This window comes from Leuconostoc sp. LN180020 (assembly GCF_014844115.1).
GTDB classification, from domain to species: domain Bacteria; phylum Bacillota; class Bacilli; order Lactobacillales; family Lactobacillaceae; genus Leuconostoc; species Leuconostoc citreum.
On the sequence record NZ_CP039736.1, the window covers coordinates 241681 to 258066 of the forward strand.

The 16386-nt window shown below is 38.4% G+C and carries 16 protein-coding genes and 1 tRNA gene; 2 read left to right on the forward strand and 15 right to left on the reverse strand.

Features of this window, described 5'->3' with window-relative positions; translation table 11 throughout:
- Position 1 precedes the first annotated feature (1 nt).
- Positions 2-1018 carry a zinc-dependent alcohol dehydrogenase family protein gene (locus tag FAZ25_RS01240; RefSeq protein ID WP_004900149.1) on the reverse strand — a complete coding sequence of 339 codons (1017 nt, stop codon included), beginning with the start codon at positions 1016-1018 and terminating at the stop codon, positions 2-4.
- Positions 1019-1207: 189 nt separating this feature from the next.
- On the opposite strand from FAZ25_RS01240, the gene FAZ25_RS01245 reads away from it, so the two are divergent.
- Positions 1208-2176, forward strand: a complete 969-nt coding sequence (locus FAZ25_RS01245; RefSeq protein WP_040189884.1) for a LacI family DNA-binding transcriptional regulator — start codon at positions 1208-1210, stop codon at positions 2174-2176.
- Positions 2177-2208: 32 nt separating this feature from the next.
- On the opposite strand, the gene FAZ25_RS01250 is transcribed toward FAZ25_RS01245, so the two are convergent.
- The 8 genes from FAZ25_RS01250 to FAZ25_RS01285 all read right to left on the reverse strand — a co-directional run bounded on the left by FAZ25_RS01250 (position 2209) and on the right by FAZ25_RS01285 (position 11498).
- Positions 2209-3129 (reverse strand): NAD(P)-dependent oxidoreductase, encoded by a 921-nt coding sequence (locus FAZ25_RS01250; protein WP_004905936.1) that lies wholly within the window; start codon positions 3127-3129, stop codon positions 2209-2211.
- Positions 3130-3148: 19 nt separating this feature from the next.
- On the reverse strand, positions 3149-3550 hold the full coding sequence (locus tag FAZ25_RS01255) for a cytidine deaminase (RefSeq protein ID WP_004907398.1): 402 nt from the start codon (positions 3548-3550) through the stop codon (positions 3149-3151).
- Positions 3551-3601: 51 nt separating this feature from the next.
- Positions 3602-5389 (reverse strand): oligoendopeptidase F, encoded by a 1788-nt coding sequence (gene pepF, locus FAZ25_RS01260; protein ID WP_036060955.1) that lies wholly within the window; start codon positions 5387-5389, stop codon positions 3602-3604.
- Between the two features lie 87 nt (positions 5390-5476).
- Entirely contained in the window at positions 5477-6514 is a 1038-nt protein-coding gene (locus FAZ25_RS01265) for a competence protein CoiA (RefSeq protein WP_040176608.1), read from the reverse strand.
- Between the two features lie 48 nt (positions 6515-6562).
- A complete protein-coding gene (locus tag FAZ25_RS01270; RefSeq protein ID WP_004905944.1) occupies positions 6563-8002 on the reverse strand; it encodes an ABC transporter substrate-binding protein/permease in 1440 nt (479 codons plus the stop codon).
- Between the two features lie 94 nt (positions 8003-8096).
- Positions 8097-8849, reverse strand: coding sequence for an amino acid ABC transporter ATP-binding protein (locus tag FAZ25_RS01275; protein WP_004900167.1), 753 nt, complete (start codon positions 8847-8849; stop codon positions 8097-8099).
- On the reverse strand, positions 8846-10294 hold the full coding sequence (locus FAZ25_RS01280; RefSeq protein WP_040189883.1) for an ABC transporter substrate-binding protein/permease: 1449 nt from the start codon (positions 10292-10294) through the stop codon (positions 8846-8848). Before FAZ25_RS01280 ends, FAZ25_RS01275 begins: the two co-directional genes overlap by 4 nt.
- A 142-nt stretch (positions 10295-10436) precedes the next feature.
- The gene (locus FAZ25_RS01285; protein ID WP_004900172.1) at positions 10437-11498 is read right to left on the reverse strand and encodes a BMP family protein; all 1062 of its coding nucleotides are present in this window, start codon (positions 11496-11498) and stop codon (positions 10437-10439) included.
- Positions 11499-11701: 203 nt separating this feature from the next.
- On the opposite strand from FAZ25_RS01285, the gene FAZ25_RS01290 reads away from it, so the two are divergent.
- Positions 11702-12685 (forward strand): sugar transferase, encoded by a 984-nt coding sequence (locus FAZ25_RS01290; protein WP_040189882.1) that lies wholly within the window; start codon positions 11702-11704, stop codon positions 12683-12685.
- Between the two features lie 28 nt (positions 12686-12713).
- Here FAZ25_RS01290 and FAZ25_RS01295 read toward each other — a convergent pair.
- The 6 genes from FAZ25_RS01295 to dnaI all read right to left on the reverse strand — a co-directional run bounded on the left by FAZ25_RS01295 (position 12714) and on the right by dnaI (position 16386).
- Positions 12714-12784 (reverse strand) — tRNA-Cys (locus FAZ25_RS01295).
- An 80-nt stretch (positions 12785-12864) separates the two neighbouring features.
- The gene (locus FAZ25_RS01300; protein WP_040189881.1) at positions 12865-13260 is read right to left on the reverse strand and encodes a DUF2185 domain-containing protein; all 396 of its coding nucleotides are present in this window, start codon (positions 13258-13260) and stop codon (positions 12865-12867) included.
- A gap of 49 nt (positions 13261-13309) precedes the next feature.
- Positions 13310-13612 carry a hypothetical protein gene (locus FAZ25_RS01305; RefSeq protein ID WP_004900181.1) on the reverse strand — a complete coding sequence of 101 codons (303 nt, stop codon included), beginning with the start codon at positions 13610-13612 and terminating at the stop codon, positions 13310-13312.
- A complete protein-coding gene (locus FAZ25_RS01310) occupies positions 13596-14378 on the reverse strand; it encodes a YibE/F family protein (RefSeq protein WP_004907408.1) in 783 nt (260 codons plus the stop codon). Before FAZ25_RS01310 ends, FAZ25_RS01305 begins: the two co-directional genes overlap by 17 nt.
- On the reverse strand, positions 14375-15454 hold the full coding sequence (locus tag FAZ25_RS01315) for a YibE/F family protein (protein ID WP_004905956.1): 1080 nt from the start codon (positions 15452-15454) through the stop codon (positions 14375-14377). The genes FAZ25_RS01310 and FAZ25_RS01315 overlap by 4 nt, the downstream gene beginning before the upstream one ends.
- A 5-nt stretch (positions 15455-15459) precedes the next feature.
- Positions 15460-16386, reverse strand: coding sequence for a primosomal protein DnaI (gene dnaI, locus FAZ25_RS01320; RefSeq protein WP_004907410.1), 927 nt, complete (start codon positions 16384-16386; stop codon positions 15460-15462).

Consider the following 16386-nt stretch of genomic DNA (forward strand, 5'->3'; position numbering starts at 1 on the left):
ATTATGCCTCTTCTCCACCAACTTTAACAACAGCCTTTGAAACTACACCAAGCTTACCATTAACAAAGTCATCAACTGTGTTATAGTCCAATTCGTGAGACATCAATGCTTCTACGTTCAACTTGCCTGATGACAACAAAGCCAATGAATCTTCAAATGCATTAGGGTTAATAAATGAACCTTGGATTGTCAATTGCTTTTGGAAGACTTCGTATGTGTTCATTTCGAACTTAGCATCAGGACCGCCAACACCAAACATCAATACTTGTGCACCACGTGCTGAAGCTTCAATAGCAGCTTCTTGTGTTTGTGGCAAACCAACAGCTTCAATGATAACATCGTATTCGCCTTCAGGAATCTTGTCACCCTTCATCGTGTTGAAGGTATTTTTAACACCAAACTTTTCTTTGTTCATTGCCAACTTTTCGTCAACGATACCAGCCAGGTCAACTTGGTGAATACCATAGGCTTGCAAAATTTGTACAAAAAGTTCACCCATGAAGCCATCACCAATAACCAAAGCTTTTTGGTATGGTGTTACTTTCAATAACTTAATACCATGGACAGCACATGAAATTGGTTCAACAACAGCTGCTGATTTCAATGATACGTTATCAGGAATTTGATAAACGACTGAAGCAGGTGCTGTAAAGTACTCTTCAAAGCCACCATCGCGCGTCACACCAACGGCTGACAAGTTTTCGCACAATTCTGGACGACCTGTACGGCAGAACTTGCATTGTCCGCAATAAATATTAGGATCAACAGTCACACGGTCCCCTACTTTAACATTGGTTACAGCTGAACCAACTTCGGCAACAACACCTGAGTTTTCGTGTCCCAAAACGATTGGAGGTACGGCTGGAGCTGAACCTGGCAAACCAGCATACAAAGCGTGGTCTGTACCACAAATACCCGCAAACGCAGTATGAATTTTCACCTCGTTTGGTTTTACTTCTGGTTGTGCAATATCTTGCAATTCCAGTGACTTAATGCCTGTTAATACTAATGCATCCATGATTAATGCTCCTCTTTTCTTGTGATTCCTTTAACTTACAAGGACAATGTTAAACCTTAAATTTTTTGTTGTCAAGCGTTGTTCAAAAAATATATTGCAGTAATCATCGTGAGCGTTTACAAAACCGTGTATAATGGACTAGTATAAATATAATTTTTGAGATTAGTTTCTCCACCAATGGAGGTGTTTATGGTTGCAAAGCTAAGTGACGTCGCTGAATTAGCAGGTGTCTCAGTAACAACGGTATCACGTGTGATTAATAGTTATGGTTCATTAAGTCAAAAAACAATTGATAAAGTCCACACTGCTATGCGTGAATTACATTATCAACCTAATGCAATGGCAAGGTCTTTACAGGGAAAATCTTCCCAATTTATCGGTCTTATTTTTCCTAACATACAAAACCCTTTTTTCACAGCACTTGCAAGTGAGATAGAACAACTTTTGTTTGAAAAAGGATACAAGGTTATTATTGCAACAAGTGCAAATAATATAGAAAAAGAACAACAATATTTGCAAATGCTTGCTGCTAATCAGGTTGAGGGTATTATTACATCATCACATAATCTTGGCATTGAAAGTTACAGCAATAGTTTGCTACCTATCGTCGCTTATGATCGTCATCTGTCTGATAATGTGCCAATTGTTAGCGAAGACAATTACCAAGGTGGTTTTCTTCTTGGTAACTACCTTGTCTCACAAGGCGCCAAAAATCTTTTAGTATTGAACGATAACGATCAATCAATCTCGCCTACATCAAAACGTTATAACGGTTTTGTTGATGCTGTCGGCTCAAAAAGTAAGATTAGTACTCTGGATTTTGATTCCAACAAAATATCCGAACCAAATATTATTCAAGACATCGTAAAGGATATCCAAACGCAGAATATCGATGGTGTTTTTGCTTATAATGATATAATGGCTATTCAACTGCAAAACGCACTGCGAACTGCAAACATTCGAGTTCCTGAGGATGTCATTGTCGTTGGTTATGATGGCTCACCAATTGTGCAATTACTTCATCCTGACTTACCAACGATTATTCAACCAATTCACGAAGCAGCGCAACGCTTAATTGAAGTGTTATTTGCTGAAATCAATCAACGATCAACTGTTAAAAACGATTTACTACCAGTCACACTACACGAGCCAAAATAAAAAACCACAACCAAATCTGGTATGTGGTTTTTTTATGCGTTCACCTGATTCAATGGTGCTTCGTTATTTAATACACGCACAACTTCTTTTGCTGCAGCTAATCCGACAGCATCAAAAGCTTCTCGAGACTTAGCAGCAATATGCGGCGTGATAAATGTATTAGAAAGACCTAGTAAGGCATTGTTGTCAGAAATTGGTTCGTTAGTGACAACATCTAAACCAGCTCCAGCAATTTCTCCGGACTTTAGTGCATTAAACAACGCGTTTTCGTCCACGATGGCACCACGTGCTATATTCACTAATACCGCAGTATTTTTCATTTTTTTAAACACTTCAGCGTCAATCATATTCTGGGTATCAGACGTTGCCGGCAAGGCTAACACAATAAAATCAGATTGCGAATAGATTTCTTCTAAAGTTGCCATGCGTCCATTTTTAACTGATTTACTATGTCGCGCATAAGCTAGTACCTCAACGTTAAAACCAGTTAAGAGTTCATCTATTTTTTGACCAATCGCACCAAAACCAATGATACCAATTTTCTTATGTGACACTTCTTGTCCTTTGGCTGGGGCATCTGTCTCATCCGTGATGCTTTGTCTCTCTTGATAAAATAAACGTCCGCTCATGAGCATGTGCATTAAGGCTGTCTCTGCAACAGCTGTTGCATTAGCACCAGGTGTATTTGTCACAATGACATGTTGCTGACTGGCGTCCTCTAAATTAACGTTATCATAACCAACACCATACCGCGCAACGATTTTCAAATCCGGAAGCTGAGATAATATGTGCTTATCCACTGGATGCATCATCAAAATCATCCCATTCAAATCCTGATTCGCTAAGAAATCGTCATCATTTTTTTGTTGATTTGATATTACCTCAATATGATTGGACTTGAGGTAATCAATGGCAACCTGAGCAATACCATCAAATACTAATACTTTTTTCATTGTTTACTCCTTCGTTTGCTTAATCTAATCCATTAAATGAGCCAGGCATTAATGAAGCAATATTCGTTTTTATTTCTTTACCTGAATCATTAATTAACCAAATCGGCATATCTGGGCCAAAAAACTCAACCATCACTTGCCGACATGCCCCACATGGTGCGATTGGTGCTTTTGTACGTCCCGCAATCACTAACCCTTCAAACTGTCGGTAGCCGGCAGCCATCGCACTAAAAATGGCCGTTCTCTCAGCACAATTAGTCAAACCAAAAGAAACATTCTCAATATTAATACCTTTAAAAACACGCCCATCAGCGACTTGTAGTGCAGCACCAACTGGAAAGTTCGAATATGGTGTATATGTCTCATCAAGAGCCATTAAAGCAGTATTGATTAATTTTTCAGGTGCTGAATTTGGCGACATAATAACTCTTCTCCTCGTTAATAGTTTACCACAGCAGAACGAGTGCTTGTCTTAGTTTGCGAGTAACTTTTCTAACTGGTTCAGTCGCGTTTCAAAGACATGGAAAGCTTGGTTCAGATAATCTGACTGGCTCATATCAACACCAGCTTTTCCAATAACATTTAGCGGATAATCAGAGGCGCCAGCACGTAAATAATTTTTGTAGTCATTAGCACCATCGTGATTGATAATACGGTCAGCTAGTGTTGTAGCAGCTGCTTCACCTGTTGCATATTGATAAACATAGTAATTGTAATAAAAATGCGGAATTCGTGCCCACTCATACGCAATAGCCTCATCAGGAAACAAATCTGGGCCATAATACTTTTGATTTAATTCACCATAATAACTACTCATTTTATCAGCCGTTAGAGCCTCGCCCTCAGCAGCTTGTTGATGAATCCAATCTTCAAATTCTGCAAATTGCGTTTGTCTAAAGACCGTCCCTTTGAAACCGTCTAGATATTGGTTCAAGACATAAGCTTGCACCTTAGGATCATGATTAGTTTTCAGTAAATAATCTGTTAATAGACTTTCATTCGTTGTAGAAGCAATTTCTGCCAAAAAAATGGGGTAGTCACCGTAATGATAAGGTTGTGTATGTCTTGTTAAATAAGAATGAACAGAATGTCCCAACTCATGAGCTAAAGTATAAACATTATTTAAATTATCTTGCCAATTCAATAGAATAAAAGGATTGGTATCGTACGCGCCGCTAGAGTATGCTCCTGTCCGTTTACCCTTGTTTTCAACAACATCTATCCAACGTTCATCAAAGGCACGCTGGACAATACGCACATAATCCTCGCCCAATGGCGCTAATGCTTTAATCACAATGTCTTGCGCCTTATCATAGGAAACATCAAATGTAACATCATCAACTAAGGGCACGTATAAGTCATAGCTATGGACGTCTTCAACACCCAACACTTGACGACGTAACGAGACAAATCGATGTAGTAATGGCAAATGATCATTAACTGATTTTCTTAGGGTCTCAAAAACCGTTGTAGGTAAGCCATGTGGTAAAATAGCGGCCTCGCGCGCTGAATCATAATGTCGTGCTTTCGCCAAGAAATTATGGCCTTTCACATGCGATGACAGTGTTGAAGCAAAAGTATTTTGAAAACTAATATAGCTGTCATAGAGTGTATCAAATGCTTCCTGACGTAGGTCGCGTGATTGCGATTCTAATAATAGACTGTACAAACCATTAGTCAAAGGCACCAGTTCACCTGTTTCAGTATGTACATCTCCGAAAGACAGATCTGAATTATCAAGCACACCAAATGTATTTTCAGACGCATTAAAAATATCACTAGCACCAGCTAGTAGCGCTTCTTGTTCAACAGGTAGTGTGTGTGGCTTTTGTAAACGAATCGTATCAAATAAATGACTAAATGGTTCTAACCCAGGTGTTGCTAGATACTCAGCTAATACCGTATCAGGAATACGCAATACTTCAGGCTGAAAATAGGCCGTCGCTTCACTAACTTCAGCCCAAAGCGCCTGTACTCGAGCGTTAAATGCTGCATACTGCTGATTAGTTGTGTCTTGATCATATATTTGGTGGGCGTAGACGTAAACTTTCTCTAATAAACGTTCCAACGATAAATCTGCCACTAATGCCGCTTGTAACATGTCAGCCGAATCACCGACGTGCCCAACGAAACGCGTCATATTTTGAGCTGATTCATGAACTTTTTGAAAAGTCTTTTCCCAGGCCTCATCTGATGAAAAAATAGTTGTTAAATCCCATGTTAACGCTGTTGGCACTTCATGACGCTTTATCTGTGGCATATTATTACTGATCAACACTTGCTGCTTCATTAAGAAGACGAAACAGCGGGTGTTGCGTTCCTTTCTAAGATATAATATCTTATTTTATCACTTTTTTCTCACTTTATCTAACTTACCTGCAAGCGATATAAACCAGGGCAGCTCACTCAAAACACATAAATAATCTCCCTGTAAAGATATGTAGCCTTGTTGTTGCAAACTATCTAGCAATTTTTTTACTTGGCGCCATCTAAACCTGTCATTTCCTACTACATAAGTAAATAATTTGTCTGCAATGCACCGTAAACGCACTTTATGACCAATCCCTACTTTTTCAATTAAACAAACTGCTAATAAACGCCATTGCCAGTTTGCAATTATCAGACCAAAAGTCTCACCATAATGTATCCACAACGGTGCTAGAATAATCAGCCTATTTTGATTATAAAAATAACTAATCATTTGCTGATTGACTCTTTTTTGTAACAGCAGATTTTGCAATTTATAAATTTGTTTTTTGACATCTAACGGCCTTTGTCTTGACAGCTTAGAAATAACAGTGAAAGGCATTGTATCACAAATTTCGGTATAGTGGACACGCTCAAAGTCCTTTTTGATAAAATGGCCGCGATGAATATAATGCCCTTGCGTTGGTAAATAAAAAACAACTTGATCATGAGCAGTCATGAATTTTAAAATCGTTTTTTGTGATAAATGCCGTTCAAAATAAGTCTCCCCTAATATCCATATCACATCAATATTTTGACGCCGATAGCCTTCATTACGTTCAGCCAGTCTCTTTTGAGATATAGGACTACACTGATATTCAATTGCAAGCTGTTTATCCCCTATAGTTAACAAAATATCTGGCCTCTGCTGGATAGCTACGAGCTTAGCTTCAATTTGAACAACACCGTAAGTAGCCAGTTGCTCAGCTAATTGTAGTTTTCCAGATAGATGCGCAGCTGTTTCATTCTCGGAGAATGTCTGACATTTTGCACCAACAATATGCGCAAAATGCTGCTGTTTGATGTCACCAACACGTAATATAACTGGTTCATGGCAGCCCGGACAATTAAATTGACTATTTTTTTTAGCATCACGTGCCAAAACATATTGTTCTTTTCGATTAATTGCAACAAACATAAAAGCCTCCAAACCATAATACGGTTTGAAAGCTTTTATAACACATAATTATTTAATTTTTTTCTCAACCCAGTTGCTTAACCATGTTAATAGTGTGATAACAATCAGATATATCACCGCTACAATTGCCCAGACACGGAAGCCTTGAGAGTTACGCGCAACAATTAATGTTCCTGTTTGCGTTAATTCAAGCAAACCAATGGCTGACAAAATTGAGGTGTCTTTCAACGTAATAATAAACTGATTAATAAAGCTTGGCACCATAATACGTAGCCCTTGTGGCATGATTACTTTGCGCATAGCGCTATTATAATTCAAGCCAAGTGATCTTGCCGCTTCCATTTGACCACGTTCGACAGCTTCAAAGCCACCACGAACAAACGCACCGGTGTAAGCACCTTCATTTAATATCAAGGTAATAATACCAGCCGTAAAAGCCGGAATCTTGACCCCAGTGACACCAGGTAAACCAATATAAATAAAGAACGCTAATACCATTAAAGGTAAACCACGGAAAATATAAATAATCGTTGTCGATACACCACGTACCCACTTCAACTCACTGACACCCATGACACCTAATAAGGTTCCCCAGATAGATGCTAATACAATCGCAATCACAGTGAGTTGCACTGTTTGCCACAAGCCCTTTAAGAAGGCTGCTTTATTGGCCGTTAAAATCCCCAATACTGTGCTATTATCTTTCTTACTGCCAGAAAATGTTGCTTGACTAGCACCTAGATACTTAGCTGTAATTTTATTATACGTACCATCAGCTTTAATTGCTGCAAAACCTTTATTAAAGGCAGCTAGTAGGGCTTTGTTTTTTCCCTTTTGAACCGCAAAACCGTACCAACCCGCATTACCGGGGTTATCAGCGTTCATGATTTTGAGTTTCATGCCATTTTTAATTGCGTATTGAATTACTGGCATATCTTCAAATGTTGCAGCCGAGTTCCCCACAGCAACATCATTGTACATCGTATCTGTATCATTGAAATACTTGACATTAAAACCGTATTTACTCTGTAAAGATTTACCGTATTCAGACGCTGCCGTCCCCGTTTTCAACGCAACAGTTTTCCCTTTTAAATCAGCTAACTGTTTAATGGTGCTATTTTTTTTAACAATCCAGGCAACACCAGTTTTATAATAAGGCGTTGCAAAATCGTAAACTTCTTTACGTTCTGGGGTAATTGACATCCCCGCAATAATACCATCAGCCTGGCCATTAGAGACTAGCTGAGCGGCAGAATTAAAGCTCATCGGTTTCATTGTATAGGTGAAACCTTCACGTTTAGCAATTGCTTGCATCATGTCCTGTTCAATACCGACATAATTATTATTTTTATCTTGAAATGTAAATGGTGCATAAGTTGCATCAGTTGTAATGGTGTAGTGTGGTTCAGATGCTTGACTCGTTGAAACGAAAGTAAAGAAAGCAGCGAACGTTGCTAGACCAAGTAAACATTTTTTTAACATAGTCATGAACTCTCCCTTATCCCACAAAAAAGTCGACCTAGTGGTCGGCTTTTTTAATTATTTTGATCATATATTAAGCCAAGAGCAGTATTGTCAATGCTTAAGCGTGCATAACCTTACTCAAAAACTCTTGTAATCGTGCATTTTTAGGCGCATTGAATACTTGTTCAGGTGCACCAGATTCTTGTATTTTACCGGATTCAAAGAATACAACACGATCAGCAACTTGCTTAGCAAATCCCATTTCGTGAGTAACAATGATCATGGTCATACCTGAGTCAGCTAGATTTTTCATAACTTCAAGCACATCGCCAACCATTTCTGGATCTAAAGCCGAAGTTGGCTCATCAAACAACATAATATCAGGTGACATTGCTAAGGCTCGCGCAATAGCAATACGTTGTTTTTGACCACCAGACAGTGAATTAACTGAAACATCTGCTTTATCTGCCAAACCAACAGTATCAAGTAATTCACGTGCCTTCTTCTCAGCCGCAACTTTATCTAACTTGCCCAATTCAACTGGGGCCAGCATAATATTCTCAAGTACGGTGTAGTTATTAAATAGATTGAAATTCTGAAACACCATGCCGATATTTTCACGGACTTTGTTAATATCTGTCTTTTTATCAGAAATATCAAAACCATCAACAACAATTGTGCCATCATCCTGTGTTTCGAGTTGGTTAAGCATACGTAAGAAAGTAGACTTACCAGAACCAGAAGGGCCAATCATTACGACAACCTCATTTTCAGCAATATCTAATGAAATATCGCGTAAAACATGATTATCGCCATATGATTTATTAACTTTGTCGACGTGTACTTTTACTTTTTTTTGTGCTTCACTCATGCACGTGTCCTCTTTTCTACCCAATTACTCAACCATGTGAGTAAAGTAATCACAATCAAGTATATCACAGCTACGATAGCCCATACACGAAAACCTTGAGAATTACGTGAAACAATCAGTGAACCTGTCTGTGTTAATTCTAAAATACCAATCGCCGATAGGATTGATGTATCTTTTAACGTAATGATAAATTGATTAATAAAACTTGGTATCATAATTTTGAGACCTTGTGGCATAATAACACGTCGCATAGATTTACTGTACGGTAAACCAAGTGACCGTGCCGCTTCCATTTGACCATGATCGACAGCTTCAAAGCCACCACGGACAAATGCGGCGGTATAAGCACCCTCATTTAAAATAAGCGTTAATAATCCTGCGGTAAAGGCGGGAATTTTAGTTCCTATCACACCAGGCAAACCAATATAAATAAAGAATGCCAATACCATCAGTGGCAACCCACGGAAAAGATAAATAATTGTTGTCGATATTGCCCTAATCCATGGTAATTGGCTGACACCCATAACACCAAGTAAAATACCCCAAATTGAAGCCAATACAATGGCAAATACGGTCAAAATAACAGTTTGCCATAATCCTTGCAAAAAGGCGTTACGGTTGGCATTTAAAATACCCATGACCGTACTGTTATCTTTTTTACTACCGGTAAAAGTCGCGGCGCTGGCGCCTAAATATTTGGCGACAATCTTGTCATAAGTACCATCTTTTTTAATTTCGGCAAAACCGTGATTAAATGAAGCTAATAACTTGGCATTTTGTCCCTTTTTGACAGCAAAACCATACCAACCAGCTTGTATTGGTGCTTTTGGATTCATAACCTTTAATTTGGTACCATTTTTAACAGCATATTGAATCACTGGTAAATCACCAAAAGTTGCTTGTGCATTATCATTAATGACATCATTATACAGCGTGTCTGAATCATTAAAATAAGTCACCTTAAAACCATACTCTTTTTGTATAGATAAAGCATAGTCAGCACCAGAGGTACCAGTTTTAAGCGCAACAGTCTTACCCTTCAAGTCTTTTAAGGCTTTAATATTTGAGCCCTTTTTAACGGCCCAACCAATACCTGACCGATAATAAGGTGTCCCAAAATCATAAACCGCTTTGCGTTCATCTGTAATAGACATCCCCGCAATAACGCCATCAGCCTGATCTGAAGATACTGATTGTGTGGCGGCATTAAAACTCATAGGTTTTAATGTGTAGGTGAATCCTTCACGCTTAGCGATTGTCTTGAGAATTTCTTGATCGATACCTGTATACTGATTATTTTTGTCTTGAAAATCAAAAGGTGGATAAGTCGCATCAGTTGTAATCACATAATTTGGCTTTTCTGAAGCGTTAGTATAAGCCGTTCCACTAATCAAAGATACGAATGCAATCAAAGATAAAATTAAAAATTGACTTGTTTTTTTCATAGTAACTTCATTCTAACAGCATCATCTTCTTAATTTTTGATGAATGTTAGCTTTTATGACATGTTAAAATTTCGTTATATTTTTTATTTTGAAGGCGCAATAAAGCGCCTCAAGCAAATTGAGGCGCTTGTCATGTCATCATTTATGGATGTACAGGCACCTTGATATCACCTGAGATAATCTTCTTCTGCGCTGATTCGATAGCTGACCATACTTCTGAAGAAGCGGAATCCTTAGCTACACCAACACCGTTTTCCTTCAAACCATAAGTAATGGTCTGCCCACCAGGGAACTTGCCATCCTTTGCCTTATTAGAAAGTGACTTAACAGCATTATCAACACGCTTAACGGCTGATACAAGAGTAAAGTTAGACTGCTTATTGTCTTTATCCTTATAATCACCATCGCGCTTTTGATCCATATCAACACCGATGACCCAAACCTTTTTATCAGAATCGTCTGATAACTTTTGGTTCGTTGCCTTGGCTTCAGCAAAAACACCAGAGCCTGTGCCACCAGCTGCTTGGAAGATAACGTCAGCACCACCAGCAACCATTGAAGCAGCAATAGTCTTACCCTTAGCAGCATCGGTAAATGAATCAGCATACTGAGTTACGACTTTAATATCTGGGTTTGTTGCCTTGACACCAGCTTTAAATCCAGCTTCAAATGTATCGATAATATCACCATGAATACCACCAATAAAACCAACTGTCTTTGATTTTGTTTGTTTTGCTGCCGCAACACCAGCCAAGTATGATGATTGCTCTGATTTAAAGGCTAAAGATGCCACGTTCTTATCAGGCACAACAGCATCAACAATTGCAAAGTTTGTTTTTGGGTTCGCCTTAGCTACTGTATTCATAGCTGGAGCTGTCGCAAAACCAACACCATACACAAGCTTATAACCGCCCTTAACGGCTGTTTGAAGATTTGTCTTAATATCTGACGCATCTGTACTTTGGAAGTAATTATAACCCTTCGTGCCTTGCGACAACTTATTATCTTTACCATAGGCTTTCAAACCTTCCCAAGCTGATTGGTTGAATGATCGGTCATCGATACCACCACCATCAGTAACTAAAGCAACCGTATAATTATTTTTACCGGCTGATTTTGAATTTCCTTGCGTTGCAGCATAAATACCACCACCAATGACTGCCACTGCAATAACACCAATTCCAATTTGCGCTGAACGTTGCATAATAAGTTATAACGTGTAAGCCCATTTTGCTTACACATCTCCTCTCAAATTTATAACTCTATTATGCGACATATCATGGTTAAAACCATGATAATTTCATTAAAATATCATTTAAAAAGCGAACATTATTATTTTTTTATTTATTTAGTTCGTTTTTAGAAACTTTTTGCAAACTATGGTTCGGATTTTGGTAAAATAAGCTTATGTCTAATTTCATTACCCATACAATTGAACCTTGGATGCCTCCAGGTGCACTCAAAGCCAAAGCCGATTACGCGCATATTGCTGATCAATCTGGGTGGACCGTGTTACCCTTAGCTCGCTATAATGATGCACGTTACGATGATGCAACACGTACGCAGTTTATTAATTCATGGTTACAGCAAGTCAACACAAACGATATTGTCCTACACCAGTTTCCTTCATATATGAGTGAAAAATTTGAAGTACAGTTCGCCAAAACATTAAAAGCACGCCAAGTTAAACGTGCCATTCTCATTCACGATATTGAACCATTGCGACTGATGAAACATCCAATCTGGGAATTTGATTTATTAAATCTTTATGATATCGTTATTGTTCATTCTCAGGCCATGAAAGCGCAACTTCAGTCATTGGGTGTCACAAGTCAATTCATAATACAACCTTTATTTGATTATTTGGGACTATCATACTCCCTTGTATCCTTTAGTCATGAGATTAACTTTGCTGGTACTTTTCAAAAATCACCTTGGTTGCAACAAGCACAAAACGTGCATATTAATTTATTTGGTGCTAAACCAAAAAAATGGCGCGACACAACCTTTCCCGCTAATGTGACCTACAAAGGTAACCTTGATCCTGAGCAGTTAATCATGGCTTTTCGTGATGGATTCGGTCTCATTTGGGATAATGATTTTGAGGATAAAACGTACAAAACGTATACTAAATATAACGCACCTCACAAAGCAAGCCTTTATATTCGCGCCGGCTTACCGCTCATTGCTTGGCGCGAAAGTGCCATTGGCCAAATAATTGCCGAGCAGGAAATTGGTTTTGTGATTGACAAGTTGAATCAGTTACCAGCGCAGCTATCTGAGACTACAGCTGCCCAATTCAATCTATGGCAACAAAATATGCAACCATTAGCACAGCAACTTGCTTCTGGTTATTTCACAAAAGCGACTTTAGCACAATTAACACAATAAAAAAGCGCTGCATTAGCAGCGCTTTTTAAGGTAATAACCGGAGTCGAACCGGCGATGACGGTTTTGCAGACCGTTGCCTTACCACTTGGCTATATTACCATGATTAAGGCTTGTCATTTTTTAAACCACAACAACGTTTATAATTATAGGGTAAAATCACCTAAATTACAAACACTTTGTTAATTATTGTCATTTGCCATCACTTCACCTTGCTTAATTACTATATGTGGTGTAATTGTGCCATCAGATAACCAAATCGGTGTTTGCGATTTTGGCTCCCACCAGCCTTTAATTTGATTGCGATTCACAAATACTAAATCAGTACCGTAAGGTAAATCTAAAATATATTGCAGGCTTGGTTCAATAGCTAAGGCAGTTGCCACAACAACTGGCATAAAGTTATTTGGTTCTTGGTTCCATTGCTCATTATCATTATCAGCAAATAGCAGCCAGCCCGTATCTTGTGACTGCGTTGGGGCTAACTCTCTATAAATCCAGCGTAAACTGCCACTACCATTCAATAGATGTTTGGAAACCAGCACAACCGCTTCTGGTTGATAAAAAACAGATTGCATAACATTTTCCTCTTAAAAATACTTGTATCGGTATTTTGGCTAAACATGGTCAGCCTAACTTATTTTCTAATAAAATTTGTGTCATGGCTTCCGCCATCTCAGGTGTACGTTGCCACTCTTCCCAACCGTCATACTCCAATGGCAGTAGTTGATAGTTAGCATTAATGTAATTTTCTAATTGTTCTACATAAGAAGATCTTGGAATATTAATTTTTAAAATGCGTACTGACTTGATGTAGCCGTGCTCAGCTGCATATTCAGCACGCCCATTGTGTGGTATATTGCCAAGTTCATAATATATTGAACCATCTAAACGCGTTATTTCTTCAATGAGATTAAATGTCTCTTTCATGCCTTATCCCCACTTTTTGCTGTCTCACATTATCACGTACCACTAACCAACTCGCAACCCAAATACTCAACAGAATGCCTAGCATCCCCAGTAACATTGTCACAACTTCAGTTGCCAACAGCTTAGCATTAATAAACATAGCAATCGGGTATTTTAAGCGTACAAACCAAATAATTAACGGTAAATTACTGCCCAATACACCAAAAAACAGTGTATTAATTGCTGTCCCTAGAATTTGTCCACCAATGATTTTTGCATGGCCATATAGACTGCTACTGGTCATTTCTGGTGTCCGCTCCAACACTTCATTTAAATCGGCTACAATAGCCATCGCTGCTTCAGCAACTGCACCAAGAACAGATAATAACATCACGGCAATCGCCACATCACCAAAATGAATACCAACAGTTAACGACAGTCCTTCTAGTTCTTCAGAATTTTCGGTTGTAAAGCCCTGAAATTGGCCAAAATATTGCATAATAACGGCAATTATCATTAAAATAGCAACAACAATAACACTTGTTTTAAAGGCATTGTTTGTCACCTCACTATTATCAGCACCTAAATAAATGGCGACAGCCAAAATGATTAGACTCATGATACCTGTAATAATATAAACATTAAACTGCCAATTAATTAAAACAATCAGAACAAAAATAGCTGCAAAATTCAGCAGCAGACCAATGAACACTTTTAGTCCTTGCATATGACCAACTAACAGCATCAATACAAATAAAATAATAATTAATACACCGATTGTATTCATTGCCTACCCGCCTTTCTTGTTAGTGCGAGACCAACAATGACACTGGTTACAGGTACCGCCAAAACAATCCCGATGGCTGAAATGACAGTTTGCAAAATACCAAGATTCATCACTTGATCCATGATGTAGGCCCAGTTATTGCCATTACGTAACATCAAAAAGACCATTGGCAAGGTCTCAGCTATAAATATCATAAATAGCACATTCATTAATGTACCCATAATTTCGCGGCCAACAGACACACCGGCATGCCAATAATCACCAAACTCACGTATGCTATTTTCACGCCGCATCCCAAATTGCATCGCCACAATATCAGAAGCCTCATCCATAACAGCGCCCAAAACACCAATGACCGTTTGTGCCATGAATAAGGTGGCCGGTACTTGTGTAACATATGACATGGTCTCAAAATGGACACCAACATTGTGAGTTACATCCAAAACAATAATTAATAAAATAATTGTCAAGAACGTAGTGATTAAGGTGGCTGCTAAAGTTAATGCCATCTGTAGTGTTCGACCCAGAACCAGAATCAAACTGACTGCCGCGAAAAGTATACTCAAAATACTAAAAATCAATAAAACATTCGTATCTTTGTTATGAATATCTACCAACAAAGCGACGCCAAATAAAGCAATATTAATCAACATACTCAATAATAGCCAACTCGTCGCACGCCACTTACTATACATTAATAACAGCGCCAAAAAGAATGTCATTAATGCACCGACCCAAGCATCACGTTTCAGCGATAAAATATGTGTATTGGCAGCAACCTTTTCTAATAATAATTGGTCTCCAACACGATATTTTTGTGTCATCACTTGTGATTTTGCATAGTCATTGTGAATGACAATAATCCTTTTTTGCCGATTCAATAACTTGACAGTTAATCTTTGTGTTATCATGACGTCAGCATTGCCATGTTCATCGGTGGTTTTTTGTGTCACCGATGCCTGTACTTGTGTCACTTGGCCAACTGGATTCTGATATAAAAAAGCATCGTGTCGTAAAAAAAGCCAGACAAAGAGCACGGCAACCAATAACAAGCCATATTTTATTGTGTGCCTCATATTTTTCAATTATCTAACCGTCTATTCTTACCGGATACAGTGATTTGTCGCGTCAGAAATTTCACGCGTTGCATCAATCTCGCAGCCTTACCTTTGTCACGGTCATCCCGTGTTTCAGCCAAATAAGACGTTAATTCCGTCATATCAAAATTTGAAGTTATAAATGTCGTCAACTCGTTTTGCATGCGATATTCTAAAATGACCCCTAGAATATCGTCACGTATCCACATACTTAAATTTTCAGCACCCAAATCATCTAATATTAATACGGGTATGCTTTTTGCTTGTGCCATCATGCGTGATTTCAAGTCATTAGATCGCCCAATAGCATCTTTCAAATCAGCAGCAAATGACGGGAAATGCAACATCATTACGCCAATATTATTGGCCGCTAGGGCATTGGCTAGCGCCCCCATCAAATATGTTTTACCGACACCAAAATCACCATACAAGTACAACCCTTGTGTATACTGGTCTGGTTTAGCGATTAGTTGTGTTAACGTCTCTACAATTTCTGTCACTGCCTCTGCACGACCAGATTCTACGGCGATGGTCTGTAGATCAGCATTTTTAATCGCCTTAGGCATTTTATAAGTAATGAGCTTATCAGCCTGCATCAACTGTTGCTGCTTTTTTTCATCGGCAACGTAACGAACATGTGGGTAGCCTTTTTCAATCTCTAGTTGTGGATAATAACCAGGATATAAAGACTTTTCCCCAGATTGAATACGTTTTTTTTGTTGAATAAATTCATGTAAGTCCATCATTTTGAGTTGAAAAGCATCTGCTTTCAGTTCTTTTTGATGTGCAGACCAAAATTGACGTATATCTGAGTCCTCAGCAATATTTTGTACAATTTCGGCTAGTTTAGTTTCTTCAATTTTAGGATATTTTTGTTGAAATTGTTTGAGAATGTCTGATAAATTTTGCAT